A 14,306-nucleotide genomic window follows, 5' to 3' on the forward strand; every position below is an offset into this window, starting at 1 on the left:
AAGTTGAAATTATATATGCAATATGTTAGAGTTACACTTACATAAGCAATGCAAATACTACGTATACAACAAATAATTGGTAATGAAAAAGGAGGATGGTTTTGAATCTATTATATTTAAACACTCACGATATAGGCAGATACTTAAATATCTACGGATATGATGTGGAAACTCCCAATCTAAACCAGCTGGCAAAAGAGGGGATGCTGCTTCGCAACATGCATTGTGCCAGTCCCACCTGTTCGCCAAGCAGGGGGGTACTGCTGACAGGACAATATCCACACAATAACGGATTAATTGGTCTGGCTCACAGAGGATTTGATATTACAGACAAAAAGACACACTTAGCAGCATTTTTAAATCAGCAGGGGTACGAAACTGTTCTGGCAGGGGTGCAGCATGAGATCAGAACAAGGTCAGAGTCAGAGCTCGGCTATGAAAAGGTACTGAATTCAGAAGCCTATTATCAAAAAGGAATTCGCCAGGAAGAATTTCTGACTATGCAGGATGAGATGGCAACAGAAGCTGCTGTTGATTACCTTCAGTCAAGAAAAACGACAGACCGGCCATTTTATTTAGCCGTGGGTTATGGCTGTACCCATAGGGAATATCCTGATCTGCCCCGGGAATATAACTGCAGCTATATTATGCCGCCTAAGGGAGTGCCGGATCAGGCGGGAACGAGGCAGGATATGGCCAGATTAAAAATAGCCCTGGAACGTATGGATCGATATTGCGGAAAAATTATTGAGACATTAAAGGCCGTAGGAGAATATGAGAATACGGTGATTGTATTTACTACCGACCATGGTCTGCCAATCCCCAAGGCAAAGTGCACATTGTATGATGATGGCACCGGTGTTGCAATGATAATCAAAGCACCCGGAGTAACCAGAGCATGCCAGAGTTCAGATGCTTTGCTGTCCCAGATTGACTTGTATCCGACTCTTTGCGAGCTGCTGTCCCTGCCGCAGCCTGTATGGCTTCAGGGCGTATCCTTTTTACCTGTTCTAAACCAGACCGCATCAGAAGTCCGCAATGAAATATACGGCGAAATTAATTATCATATTGCCTGTGAACCGGTCCGGGCAGTGAGGACCAGCCGTTATAAGTACATACGTCATTATCTGGCTGAATATCCATATCAGATCCCATGCCACATTGATGACAGCGAACCGAAAGAAATCTTTCATCAGGCCGGTATTTTTGAACAGAAGCTTCCAATGGAAGAATTATACGATTTAGTGGGTGATCCACAGGAACGGAATAATCTTGCTAAATGTCCGGAATATCAAAAGCAGAAAAATGAAATGCAGAATCGATTACTGGAATGGCAGCTTAAAACCGGGGATCCTTTAGCAGAAACCGGAACCGTTTGCCTTCCGTCAGGAGCTATTGCCAGCACGCCGGATTCCTACAGCACCAAAACACAGGTCATACTGCCGGAATGCAAACAATATTTAGGAGCTTTAAAAGAGGTACTTCAAAATAATATAAAAGGCTAAGCCTATCATTGTTCGAAAAGAGCAAAATAAAAAGTTGTAATTTCGATAAGGAATTATAACTTTTTTATTTCTGATCTGAAATTCTAAAATAATGTTCGTTTATTTGAGAGAAGTGTAATTAAAAATCAATTACAATGTGTTTATATCAAATGGAGAGAGGTCAGAACAATGAGAGAGAAAGGTGAAGTTGTATTAGAAGTCAGGAATATGTGTAAGAACTTCGGATCAACCATAGCCCTTAACCATGTAGATTTTCAAATCAGGAAAGGAGAAATACGAGGGTTAATAGGGGAAAATGGGAGCGGGAAATCAACCGTTTCTTCCATTATTGCAGGAATGCAGCCAGCTACTGATGGAGAGATGTTTTACCATGGAAAGCCATGGAAACCAAAGACAATGCTAGAAGCGGCAAAGGCGGGAATCGGTATGATTGTTCAGGAAGCCGGAACAATCGAAAATATAACAGTAGCCGAGAATATATTTCTGGGGAATGCGGCTGATTTTTTAAAGGGACCATTTGTCAACAGAAAGGTAATGACAAAGGCTGCAGAGAAAGCATTGACAGATTGCGGAATTGATTATATCAATGCGTCCTATCCCACCAGACTGCTGGATATGCAAAAGCGTAAACTGATTGAGATTGCAAAGGTAATGTCTTTGGACCCTGAGATATTGATCGTAGATGAAACCACGACAGCCCTGTCCCAGCGCGGCAGAGATATCTTGTATAAAATTATGCACCGGCTGGCAGATGCGGGTAAGTCGGTATTGATTATTTCTCATGATATGGAAGAAATGATGACCCATTGTGACGTTCTCACAATTTTACGTGACGGTGAGATTATTGATAATCTGGAAAAAGAAGATTTTGAGGACAGTAAAATCAAAAAACTGATGGTAGGACGTGATATTCAGGGTAATTATTACCGGAATGACAACGATACCTGGAGCGATGAAATCGTCTTAAAAGCAAACTATATTACCACCCTGAATGATCTGATGTGTTTTAATCTGGAGTTACATAAAGGTGAGATTCTTGGTATCGGCGGTTTGTCAGACTGCGGCATGCATGCTTTAGGACGAGCCCTCTATGGCCTGGACGAGGTAATTGACGGTGAAGTAATTCTCACAAAAACTAACACGGTTGTAAAGGACAGTATTATTGCTTTTCAGCATGGTATGGGCTATGTTTCCAAAAACCGGGATTCGGAGTCCCTGGAACTTATGGCACCGGTGAAAGAAAACATTCAGAGCACCGGCTATTGGAAGAACATCTGGAAAAAACCTCTGATCGATTTTAAGAAAGAGAAAAAGTATGTAACAGATCAAGTGGAAAATCTGTCAATAAAATGCCGCAATATAAATCAGCCGGTCCGTTTTCTATCAGGCGGCAATAAGCAGAAAGTGGTATTTGGAAAGTGGATTGCCGCTGATTCCAGCATATTGATTCTTGACTGCCCTACCAGAGGTGTTGATGTTGGAGTGAAGGCAGCCATGTATCAGTTGATGTATGAAATGAAAAAACAGGGAAAAGCAATTATTATGATCAGTGAAGAATTACCGGAACTGATTGGCATGAGTGACCGGCTTCTGATTATGCGGGATGGTGCAGTCAGCGGTGAATTTTACCGCAAAGATGGTTTAAATGAGCATGACCTGATTAATTACATGATTTAAGGGAGGAAATTCAAGTGAAACAATTAACAAAAATAAAGGAAAACCGTTATTTCCTGGAAGTGTTTCCTTTTGCCATTTTATTTCTTCTTTTGCTTGTGTTTGGGTTAGGCACAGGGGGACGCTTCTTTGCAAAAGCAAATATAACCGGGATTTTTAATCAGGCACTCATAACCGCAACAGCCACCATCGGTATTGCATTTATCTATACCACCGGCAATCTGGATATCTCGATCGGGGCGGTTATTGCCCTGGCGGCAACGATAGGCGGAAAAATATATCTGGCAACAGAAAATGTAGTAATTATGATTCTGGTAACACTCCTGATCTGTCTGGCACTGATGGCATGGAATTCCACTTTGTCAGTCAGCTTACATATTAAAACAACCACTGCTGCAATTGTTATGATGCAGATTTATAAGGCAATACAGGAGTCTCTGGTAGGTGCTGTAGATTTAGCTGTACCTTTTGCCATATGCTCGGCATTGGAAAAGAGCGCATTCCGGATGGTGACTCTTATGTTATATCTGGTTCTGGCAATTGTGATTTACAATTTCACCCCCTTTGGCAGAGCAATCCGCTTTATTGGGGGAAATGAAAACTGTGCCACCCAGAGCGGCTTAAGAAAGTCAACTTATATCCGCTTAAGTTTCCTGATTGCAGGAGTCGGAGTAGGCTTGTCAGCCGTTTACACGATTATCCGTGTAGGAACGATTACTACATCTACAGCCGGAAGTATGGGTATGGATGTAATGCTGGCAACCGTGCTGGGGGGAATGTCAATCTTTGGCGGTGACCGTTCCAAATGCTATGCAGGTGTGTTGGGAGCAATTACGGTAGTAGTGTTAAACAAGGGGCTTCTGATGATGGGAGTGGATAACTCACTCGTACAGGGCATCCGGGGAATTTTATTCCTTTTGTTAGTGTATTTAAACAGCGAAAGACCAGATGTATTACCAACCAGAAAACAATTTTAGGAGGAATGAAGAATGAAAAGAAGAGTATTGGCAATAGCAATGGCATTTACCATGATGGCTGCAGGTCTGGCAGGATGCAAAAGCGCATCGGAAGAGGCTGTGGCTGATCCGACCACTACAGCGGCAGGCAGCACAGCAGCGGGAGAAAGTACGGCCGCTAACACAACTCAGGCTGCAAACTACGATCATGCTGCTGACCACGAAACGTTTAAAATCGGGCTTGCTTTCGCAGATATGTCCAATGAAAACCTGGAACGGATTGATTACCTTAAAAATTATGTGGCTCCAAAATACAATGTAGAATTTATTGTTTCGGAGGCACTGGATTCAGCCGAGGCAGAACTCAATTTTATTGAAAATGCGCAAATTTCCGGAGCCAGGGGTATCCTCAGTTTCGCACCTACTTACTGGGAGCAGGCCGGAAATAAATGCCAGGAACTGGGTATCTATTATGCAGTACAAAGAACAGCTAATACCTCAAGCATTGACGGATTAGAATATTTCTGTGGTGGTTTTGGTTCTCAGCAGTCATCAACGGCGGCCCAGATGAAAATTGCGGCTGAAAACTTCCTTGGCGGCGGCGAAAAACACGGCATTCTGATTCCAACTCTGCTGGCTTGTAAAAATAATGAGGCTCATCGTCTCAACGCAACCGCGATTATGGAAGCAGTTGAGGAAGCGTATGGTTTAAAATTCACAAAGCCAATTGATGAACTGGTAGTTGCCGGTGAACCTACAATGGCAGAAAACGATAAAGGAATTGATGTTTATCTGTATCCGGGAGAGATGAAAAACGAAGATGTAATCACAGGTATTTCGGCAGCGTTATTAACTGGAAAATATGATGTAGTAATGGGTGCCGGCAATACATATACACAGTTGTCACAGATTATTGATGAAGCTGAGCGGTCATTTAACAAAAATATTAAGGTGGCATCTGTTGGTGAATTATCTGAATCATTACATACCGCAATGAATACAGATGACTGTACTGGTAATAAGGCATTGGATTTTGCTGTAGTAAAGTCAACAACGGTAATTGCCGGCGAAGGTTTTGCAATTTTGATGAATGGTCTGTTGGGCGATTCTGACGTTCTCAAACCAGATGGCAAAGCAATGAAATTCCAGGCATTAAACTGGGGATGTGACGGCCCGCAGCAATTAGCAGAGATTGAACAGCTGGATCAGGATGAATCCACTTATGTTTTTAATTCTGCGATGATTGATAAGATGATTAAAAAGACGAACCCCAATCTTACCAATGAGGAAATGCACAACACGTTAGGTGATTTAACGCTGTATAATTGCTTAAAGATGTTGGGGCTTACCCAATAAAGGAGACTGCCATGAATAAGAGCGCACTTAGATTGAATATTAAAAATGCCATCTGTTCCTTTTGTGTACCGGCAGGGATATATCTGATTATGGAAATTATCTCCCGGGTGGTTACTGGAGCAGGAGTTATTAATAATATGGCAGATTTGAAGAATCTGGCTCGAACCTTCGCCTCTTTGTTTTGTATTGCACTGGCTCTCAGCTGCAATCTGCCAGCTGGAAGAATGGATTTTTCACTTGGCTCCCAGATGATTCTCGCGGTGATATTTGGAGGTAATATTGCTCTAAGCCTGGGAATGGGAGGAATCGGGACATTGGTTATCAGTATCATATTTGGTGTGATTGCCGGTTTCTTAGTTGGTGTGGCATTTGTAAAAACCAGAATTATTCCCATGATTCTTGGTATGGGAATGGCCCTGATCTATGAATGTATTTCATTCTCAGCATTTGGATCAAAAGGACTGCAGACATTCGGAAACAGTAAACTGGCAGTTTTATCGAACGTAACTTTTATATCCATTGTAGTGCTGCTGGTAACTTTGGTAATGGGATATTTATTCCTGATGTCACCATTTGGTTATAACCGCAAGGCAATTCAGGGAAATCAGAGGATTGCCATGAACTCAGGAATTAATATTTTCTCTAATTGTATAATCTGTTATACCATAGCAGGCGGTCTGGTCGCCATCGCCGGAATCTTCGACACCGTTTTTAAAGGTAATCTGGCACCGGTTTTAGGTATGGATTCCCGCGCTACGGTTATGGGTAATATGTTTGCGGTTATGCTTGGAATGACTATGGCACGCTTCAGCAATTCTGTAGTCGGTATTTTGATGGCTGTATTGTCAATTAAGATTTTAACTCTGGGTCTCTCCAAACTGGCTTTAGACAACAGCGTACAGACCTTAGTCATCTATTTTCTCTTCCTGATCCTGATGATCTACCGTATGAATGAAAGCGAGATCAAGGCATGGAAAAAGAAAAAACTAAGAATAGCCGAGGCAAAAAGAATCAGAGCAAAAATGGCAGAGCAATAGGAGAAAATCATGAAAAAACCCGATATATTAATATATTTGAGCGATCAGCACAGCCCCATCTTTTCCGGATGGGGTGCTGTGCCGGTTGAAACGCCAAATTTAGACAGACTAAGGGAAGACGGGACTAATTTTACAGAGAGTTACACCTCCTGTCCGCTGTGTGTACCAGCAAGAATGTCAATGCTGTCAGCAAAGCTGCCTTCCAGAACAGGTGTCTATTCTAATTTTGACACCCTGGCGGATACGACTCCCACATTCCTTCATCCCTTTGTAGCCGCAGGGTATGAGACGGTGTTAATCGGACGAATGCATTTCATTGGTCAGGATCAAAGGCATGGTTTTACCAAACGTCTGGTGGGAGACATCACACCAGTCACATGGAACCGGCCAGGTGAGGCATTAGCCAGGGAGCGCGGAGTGTTTAAGGACTGCTTTATGGATACCTGCTGTACGGATGTAATTGGGGGCGGAGAATCACCGGTGCTTCATTATGATGAGACAGTGGTGGAGACAGCTCTTGAGTATTTGTCTCAGGAGCATGAAAAGCCTCAATTAATTGTAGTTGGAACCTATGGTCCCCATTACCCGTATGTGGCGCCAAAAGAATTGTATTTGAAATATTTAAAACGTGTAACCGTACCTGACAGCTTTGAAACGGATATGCCAATGAACCGGCTGCTGGAAAAAAAGAAAAAGGATCGTTCCTTTGATGCGGAAGGTGCCAGGCAGGCAATTGCGGCTTATTGCGGGATGATTGAGCATATGGATGGACAGATCGGCAGGATAAGGGCCGCTTTTAACGATTATTCCAAATGTTCCAATCAGACTTCCATATTCTGCTACCTGTCAGATCATGGCGATCAGGTTGGAGAAAATCGTTTCTATGGAAAGCAGACATTTTTTGAAAAGTCGGCGAAAATTCCGTTCCTGTTTGCCGGAGATGGCATTGGTTCCGCACGAAGCGTGGATGCTCCCGTCAGCATTATGGATTTAGGACCAACGATGTGTGAACTGGCCGGAGTAGATTTTCCCGTTGAAACTGATGGGATCAGTCTTGCGAAAGTATTGACAGGTGATGAAGAGCCGGACTATAAACGGTCGATTATCAGTCAGTTTATGGCAGGTGATTTGAATGAAAGATCCTACGGGATCATGGTAAGAAAGGACCAATTTAAGTATATTACCTATCATGGCTATGAAAATGAAGATATGCTGTTTGATCTTGCCCGAGATTCCAATGAAAAGACCAATTTAAATCATAGGATGCCTGAATTATCCAGTGAACTAAGAAATATTGCCCTGACGTTTGCAGATCCAAAGCAGCAAGAAAGGTCCTTCATGGAGCATTGGCAAATGCATAAATGGATGATGGCATGGGAAAAAGAGACTGGTATGAATGACGGAGAACGCTGGAGTAAAAATCCGGCTACTGCCAGAGATTTACCGGAAGTCAGATAGGAGCTTAGTATTTATGAATAGAAAAAATATTTTATTTTTAGTGGCGGATGATATGAATTATAATTCTCTTGGTGCTTTTGGCTGCCCGGTGGAGGACATCAGTCCTAATCTGGACAGACTGGCAGCAGAGGGGCTGTTAATGGAACGGGCTCATGTAACCGCCGCAATCTGCATGCCATCGCGAGAGTGTCTTTTAACAGGGAAATATCCTCATCGTAACGGTGCTCCAGGATTTGATCCCATTGCTGCAGATGTGACTACCTTAACGGAATATCTTCATAAATATGGCTACATGAATGGGATTTGCGGGAAAGAAGAGCACTGTAAGCCGATTGAAAAATTTGAGTGGGATTATATGGGAGATGTATTTAATGCGAAACATCTTTATGGCAGAGCACCTTATATTTATTATCAAAAGGCAAAAGAGTTTTTTGAAAAATCAAAAACAGAAAATGCGCCGTTCTTCTTTATGGCCAATTCCCACGATCCGCACCGCCCCTTTGCCGGCAGCGACCAGGAATTAAAGAAATACGGGTATCATACCTATGCTTCCCGCTATTATACACCGGAGGAAGCAGCCGTACCTGGTTTCCTTCCTGATATTCCCGAGATCAGAAAAGAGGCAGCTGAATATTTTTCCAGTGTGCATCGCTGCGATGAAACTATGGGAATGGTACTAAAAGCATTAAAGGAATCAGGGATGTATGACGATACTATTATTGTATTTTTAAGTGATAACGGGATGGCATTTCCTTTTGCTAAAACAAACTGTTATTTAAACAGCAACCGTACTCCTATGATTGTCAGGGCGCCTGGTGTAACAAAAGCAGGGGAACGAGATACGGCTCACTACGTTTCAGGAATAGATTTTATGCCAACAATGCTGGAGCTGCTGGAACTGCCCATTCCGGAAGATATGGATGGCCGTTCTTACGCAGGAATATTGAAGGGACAAAAGGAGTCTGGATGGGAAGATGTTTATACTCAGATAACCTCAACAGCCAGGCATGATTTATATCCCATGCGGGCAATTCAGGATGCCGGGTATGCTTACATATTCAATGACTGGTCAGATGGCAGTTATCAGTTCATGAATGAATCGAAAATGGGGCGGACCTATCAGGCAATGGTGAACGAAGCAAAAAACGATGAAACCGTTGCCGCCCGTGTCCAGATGTATGATTATCGGAAAAAAGAAGAATTATATGATTTAAGGAGAGATCCGGATGCCTTGGAGAATTTAATTGACAAACCACAATATCAGGAAACCGTGAATCACTATCGTCGGAAAATGTTAAGATACATGGAAAACACCAAGGATGAGATTGTATTGCAATATCGGAAAGCCATGCCGGATCTGAACCAGATTTAAGTTGGTATAGAAACTGTTTATAGAAAGAGGGCAAACTGGATTGATTTATCGTTTGTCCCTTTTTGTAATGTAATTAACATCTGATGCAAAGTGAGGACGGAACGTGTATGAATGTTTATGGCATTCGAAAGCTGCCAGAGAAGCGCAATGGGAAGAGGGGGCGCCGGGTATCACTGAAAAATCTGATTCCGGGATTATTTTTGGGTATTATGATTCCATTAGCAATGATATTGGTCATTTATTCCAGTTATATTGCCCGCAGCGTGGAGGTCACTTCCAGTCAGTCTTCCAGAAGCCAGTTGGAGATATTTAAAAGTCATCTGGAAAGTACGATGAAGGCAACGGAGCGGGTAATGTCCGGGATGGTATCAGGAAATGCCCAGTTTCAAAGCTTTTCTATTGAGCTGATGCTCAATGAAATGTACAACCGGTCTTATAATATACAAGAGATTTTAAAGTCAAATCTGACCGCCAACCAGAATCTGTATACAATGGCTGTTTACAGTCCGGTAAATAGCTGGTATACCGGCGAATACAATGCTTATTATGAGATTACGGCTACCCAGCGTATCCAGGCTCAGAAAAATCTGGAAACGGAGATTAAGAGGCTGATTAATCAGGGGGATTTTGATTTATCCAAGTGGTTTTTCCATTCGATCGGAGGGAGAGATTATCTTCTGCGGGGAATGAACTACCGTACTGTTTACTGTATTGCTGTAATCGATTTAGAGCGTCTGAATACCATTGCAGTTTCGGACTACCGGATGAATGGAACTTTAATATTTGGTGATGGGGAAACGATGATTTATCCGGATCTGGAACTTGGGCTTTCACCTGATGAAATTGAGATAGCTGGTGACAGTTATCTGATCACAGGGACTTCCAAAAAATATCTGGTTGTTTCTGATCAGGCGGGATATATTACACTGATCTATGCAAGGCCTTATGATGGTATTTTAAATGAGATGAACCTGTTTCATGTTATTGTTATTATCTGTGCCGTAATGGCGGTTGTATCAGTTCCTTTTGTTTCAATCTGGCTGTGGGAACTGGTGGTCAATCCCATTTCCCACCTTACCAAAACCATTGAAGCAATCCGAAACGGCGATTTATCTGCTCATGTGGATACGTATGCAGTGGAGGAATTTTGTCAGGTCAATGATATGTTTAATCAGATGATTGATGAGATTTCAGAATTGAAAATCGCTTCTTATGAAAAAGAGCTTGAAAAGCAGAACACAGAATATCAATTGCTGCAATCCCAGATCCGTCCTCATTTCTATCTTAACTGTTTAAAGAATATATACGGTATGGCAGAGTCCGGAAAAAACAAGGAGATCCAGCAGACCATTTTACATTTGTCAAGTTATCTGCGTTATATTTTTACAATCACAAAAGATTGTGTTCCACTGCAAAAAGAATTGGAAGTGTGCAAGAATTACACTGACTTATTTTCGTTAAACCAGCATCAGAGTATTGAATTTTCCATTACTTATGATGCTGTGCTTACCAATATACCAATTCCCCCAGTCAGTCTGTTAACCTTTATAGAAAACAGCATTCATTATGGTTTTGTTTCTGGCCAAAAGCTGAAGCTGGTGCTTAAAATAAGCCGGATTGTTACAGCTGAAAGGGTTCTGATACACATAACGGTTGCGGACAATGGTCCTGGATTTGAGCAATCCGTTATAAACAGCATCGATAAAGAAGAAATAATGGTTGATGGAAAAGGAAAAAAACATGTTGGTATTTATAATGTGCTGAAGCGTTTCCGGCTGCGCTACGGAGACGATTTTGCAGCTGCATTCCGCAACCGGGAAGGGGCGCTGGTTGAACTGTTTTTTCCATATACGGAAGGGGAAGAATTATGAAATTATTGATTGTGGATGATCAATACCGTGTAGCAGAGGGGCTGCAATGGGGAATTAACTGGCAAAATATTGGTGTTAACCAGGTTTATACTGCTCTTAGTGCATATCAGGCTAAGGATATCATTGGGCAGGAAGAGATTAAAATCATACTTTGTGATATTGAAATGCCTGGAGAAAATGGAATTGAACTGATCCGCTGGGTGAAGAGGCATTACCCGCATATCTCCTGTATTGTGCTGACTGCTCATGCTGACTTTGCTTATGCTCAGGAAGCATTGAAATTAGCCTGTGCAGATTATATTTTACAACCGGCTTCCTATCCGGTGATTGAAGAAAGTGTCCGGCGCGCAGTTCAGGATTTATGTGCAACAGCTAAGAAAAAAGAATTGGAACAAATGGGAGATGAATATAAAAAGCAGGAAAAAAATCTGATTCGAAACAGTATAAGAAATTATCTGACCGGGGTAGTAAGCAAAAGTCAGTTTTTAAAGCTTCAGGAAAAGGGGAAAGTTCCCGCAATGGAGCAGACCGTATACTTATTAATGATACAGATTATCCGCTGGAACAGTACAGAAGTATGGCAGCCAAGGCTGCTGTCAGATACAATGGAAAACATTGCAGCTGAGACATTTGAGCAGAATCACCTGCAGGTAATCTCTTTTGTTTCAGATTATCCATGTTTCGGGATGGTGATATGGGGAGATGAATTGCCGGATGAAGATACGATGGATTGCCGGCTGCAATTTATCAACAGCTTTTACCAGCAATTTTTCAAATGTGAAACTGCTATTTATATGGCAGCACCATCGCCGTTTCAGGATCTGGAAAAAACCTGGCATAACCTGGTTAACTATCGTGATGACAATGTTTCTTTATCCAATGGTGTTTATACTGGTACGCGAAAAAACGATAAAGGAATTTCCAGCCGGATTCCTGAGGTACGCAGATGGTCAGGGTTATTGAAAGAAGGACATGCCCGGGCTGTTGCAGAGGATGCCGGTAAGTGTCTGGATCGTCTGGTTGAAAGCGGAGTTATGAACCGTAATACACTTCGTGAATTTTATCAGGATTTTTTACAGGCTGTTTATTATGCCTCCCAGAATGGCGAGGGGTTTTTTAAGAAACTGTTTTCTACACAGGAGGAATTTCAGCTTTATCTGGACGGAATGAGAAGTGTGGAGCAGATGAAAGCCCTGATTGAATATGTAGTCAGACGCTTTGACGGAAATCTGGAAGAGACGGTACCAGAGGATCTGATTGAAAAAGTAGTGAATTATATTACTGACCATATGGAAGAGCAGATTATGCGGGATGATATTGCCCACCATATTCATTTAAATCCTGATTATCTGACCCGGATTTTTAAAAGGGAAACGAATATGACCTTAAAAGAATTTATTATTAAGACTAAAATGAAAGAAGCACAGATGTTAATTGAATCAACACGGCTGCCAATCAGTCTGATTGCGGCTAAGGTGGGATACACCAATTTTTCTCATTTTTCTTATAGCTATAAGAAAGTTATGGGGATAACACCACAGGAAAAACGGCGGGGAGAAGCCGAGGAGGAGTAATGGGGAAAAAGGCAGGAGTAATGGCAGCGGTTGTTTTACTAAGTCTTACAGGTCTGGCGGCCTGCCGGGGTCAAAAAGGAAAGGAGGCCAGAGAATATCCAACCATCACAGTCTGTTCTGTTCATACGGCATCTGCTGAGGCAAATCAGCGGATATCAGAAGAAATCAGCCGGATAACCAGAGAGAAAGCGGGTTGTAATGTTAAGATTATCGGCTATAAGATGAATGACTATGAGGATGAATTGTCGGTGTTGTATCATTCAGGACAATTGCCGGATGTATTTGCAGCTTTTGAATTAGATTCTTATGAACGGTGGATCAGTATGGGAGCCGTAATCGGGATTGAAAATCTGCTGAAACCTTATAAAGACAATCTTAGTTCCTATATCCGTGACAAAGAATGGCTGATCGCATATTTAAATGATGAAATCTATGGGATTCCATCCTGTACTTCTGACAGTAAATGTATGGGGTTTGTATTTCGCCGTGATATAGCTGAGGCACTGGGGATTGACTGGCGTTCCATTAAAACGATGGACCAGCTTCATGAAATGCTGCTGTCAGTAAAGGAACATTATCCGGATATGAATATAATTGTACCGCATGGCGGCAGAATTATCCCGCGTATGATCCAGGACCGGCTGGGTAATAACATTGGCGTCCTGGTGGATAAAGGGAAAGACAGCAGTGTGGTTGAAAACTTTTATAAGTCGGAATATTTTTATAACCTGTGTCTTCACATGCGGGAATGGAACCAGCAGGGGCTTTTTATGGAAAAAGCCTATATGGGAAAGGAAGACAGACAGAGTTATCTGGCTCAGGGAGATTCTTTTGGCAGTTTTCTAAATCTTTCAGAGATTTCCATTTTTAACATAGCCCGTTATGTACAATATCCCATGGCTGCTGTTCAGCTGGCTCCCAGGATAGCTGACTCAGACAGCTGTAATATGATCTGGTGTATCAGCCGTGACAGTAAAAATCCGGAACTGGCGATGAAGGTGCTGAATCTGATGTATACAGACGTGGAAATATCCCGTTTACTGGCATACGGCCAGGAAGGCATCGATTATGAATTTGCCGGTGCCGGATATGTAAAACCAGCAGATAACCCGGATTATTCACCTGCTGAGCAATGGACTTCCAAGGTGTGGAGCTGGCCGGTGGGAGTTGAAATTGAACAATGGCAGGAAGAAGATGGGTTGTTGGATCATGTGGTGTTCTGGGATGAACCAGTAAAGGATTCTCCGGCTCTCGGTTTTTTGTTTGACGTATCTGCAGTAAGGGTGGAGGTTGATGCCTGCCAATATATTATTGACAAATATGAGAATACTCTTCTCTGTGGTGAACTATGGCCAAAAAACGGAATTGAATCTTTTAATCAGGAACTGGAATCGGCCGGAATTGACAGGGTAATCGCTGAGAAACAGAGGCAGTTAGATGTATTCATGGAAAAATATCGATAGATGGAACATATCATGTCTGGAAGGATCCGGGACATGATAT

The 14,306-nt window shown here is 42.3% G+C and carries 10 protein-coding genes; all 10 read left to right on the forward strand.

Going from position 1 to position 14,306, the window contains the following annotated elements; translation table 11 throughout:
- The first annotated feature begins 101 nt into the window (after positions 1-101).
- Positions 102-1,505 carry a sulfatase family protein gene (locus tag V7D18_RS26425; RefSeq protein WP_426158927.1) on the forward strand — a complete coding sequence of 468 codons (1,404 nt, stop codon included), beginning with the start codon at positions 102-104 and terminating at the stop codon, positions 1,503-1,505.
- A 168-nt stretch (positions 1,506-1,673) separates the two neighbouring features.
- Positions 1,674-3,182 (forward strand): sugar ABC transporter ATP-binding protein, encoded by a 1,509-nt coding sequence (locus tag V7D18_RS26430; RefSeq protein ID WP_426158929.1) that lies wholly within the window; start codon positions 1,674-1,676, stop codon positions 3,180-3,182.
- A gap of 14 nt (positions 3,183-3,196) precedes the next feature.
- Entirely contained in the window at positions 3,197-4,156 is a 960-nt protein-coding gene (locus V7D18_RS26435; protein WP_426158931.1) for an ABC transporter permease, read from the forward strand.
- A gap of 12 nt (positions 4,157-4,168) precedes the next feature.
- On the forward strand, positions 4,169-5,491 hold the full coding sequence (locus V7D18_RS26440; protein ID WP_426158933.1) for a hypothetical protein: 1,323 nt from the start codon (positions 4,169-4,171) through the stop codon (positions 5,489-5,491).
- A gap of 11 nt (positions 5,492-5,502) precedes the next feature.
- Positions 5,503-6,528 carry an ABC transporter permease gene (locus V7D18_RS26445; RefSeq protein ID WP_426158935.1) on the forward strand — a complete coding sequence of 342 codons (1,026 nt, stop codon included), beginning with the start codon at positions 5,503-5,505 and terminating at the stop codon, positions 6,526-6,528.
- Between the two features lie 9 nt (positions 6,529-6,537).
- A complete protein-coding gene (locus tag V7D18_RS26450; protein ID WP_426158937.1) occupies positions 6,538-7,986 on the forward strand; it encodes a sulfatase-like hydrolase/transferase in 1,449 nt (482 codons plus the stop codon).
- 13 nt (positions 7,987-7,999) lie between these two features.
- Positions 8,000-9,358: a sulfatase family protein gene (locus tag V7D18_RS26455; protein ID WP_426158939.1), complete on the forward strand. Its 1,359-nt coding sequence runs from the start codon at positions 8,000-8,002 to the stop codon at positions 9,356-9,358.
- A gap of 107 nt (positions 9,359-9,465) precedes the next feature.
- Positions 9,466-11,229, forward strand: a complete 1,764-nt coding sequence (locus tag V7D18_RS26460) for a sensor histidine kinase (RefSeq protein ID WP_426158941.1) — start codon at positions 9,466-9,468, stop codon at positions 11,227-11,229.
- Entirely contained in the window at positions 11,226-12,803 is a 1,578-nt protein-coding gene (locus V7D18_RS26465) for a response regulator transcription factor (protein WP_426158942.1), read from the forward strand. The genes V7D18_RS26460 and V7D18_RS26465 overlap by 4 nt, the downstream gene beginning before the upstream one ends.
- A complete protein-coding gene (locus V7D18_RS26470) occupies positions 12,803-14,266 on the forward strand; it encodes an ABC transporter substrate-binding protein (protein WP_426158944.1) in 1,464 nt (487 codons plus the stop codon). Before V7D18_RS26465 ends, V7D18_RS26470 begins: the two co-directional genes overlap by 1 nt.
- Positions 14,267-14,306: the final 40 nt, after the last annotated feature.

Source organism: Lacrimispora sp. 38-1 (assembly GCF_049890855.1).
Taxonomy (GTDB): Bacteria; Bacillota; Clostridia; order Lachnospirales; family Lachnospiraceae; genus Lacrimispora.

What these genes read in the sequence shown, in the direction of transcription:
- V7D18_RS26430 (WP_426158929.1), top strand. Translation starts at nt 1,674, where the DNA reads ATGAGAGAGAAAGGTGAAGTTGTATTAGAAGTCAGGAATATGTGTAAG.
- V7D18_RS26465 (WP_426158942.1), top strand. Translation starts at nt 11,226, where the DNA reads ATGAAATTATTGATTGTGGATGATCAATACCGTGTAGCAGAGGGGCTG.
- V7D18_RS26460 (WP_426158941.1), top strand. Translation starts at nt 9,466, where the DNA reads ATGAATGTTTATGGCATTCGAAAGCTGCCAGAGAAGCGCAATGGGAAG.
- V7D18_RS26470 (WP_426158944.1), top strand. Translation starts at nt 12,803, where the DNA reads ATGGGGAAAAAGGCAGGAGTAATGGCAGCGGTTGTTTTACTAAGTCTT.
- V7D18_RS26450 (WP_426158937.1), top strand. Translation starts at nt 6,538, where the DNA reads ATGAAAAAACCCGATATATTAATATATTTGAGCGATCAGCACAGCCCC.
- V7D18_RS26455 (WP_426158939.1), top strand. Translation starts at nt 8,000, where the DNA reads ATGAATAGAAAAAATATTTTATTTTTAGTGGCGGATGATATGAATTAT.
- V7D18_RS26440 (WP_426158933.1), top strand. Translation starts at nt 4,169, where the DNA reads ATGAAAAGAAGAGTATTGGCAATAGCAATGGCATTTACCATGATGGCT.
- V7D18_RS26445 (WP_426158935.1), top strand. Translation starts at nt 5,503, where the DNA reads ATGAATAAGAGCGCACTTAGATTGAATATTAAAAATGCCATCTGTTCC.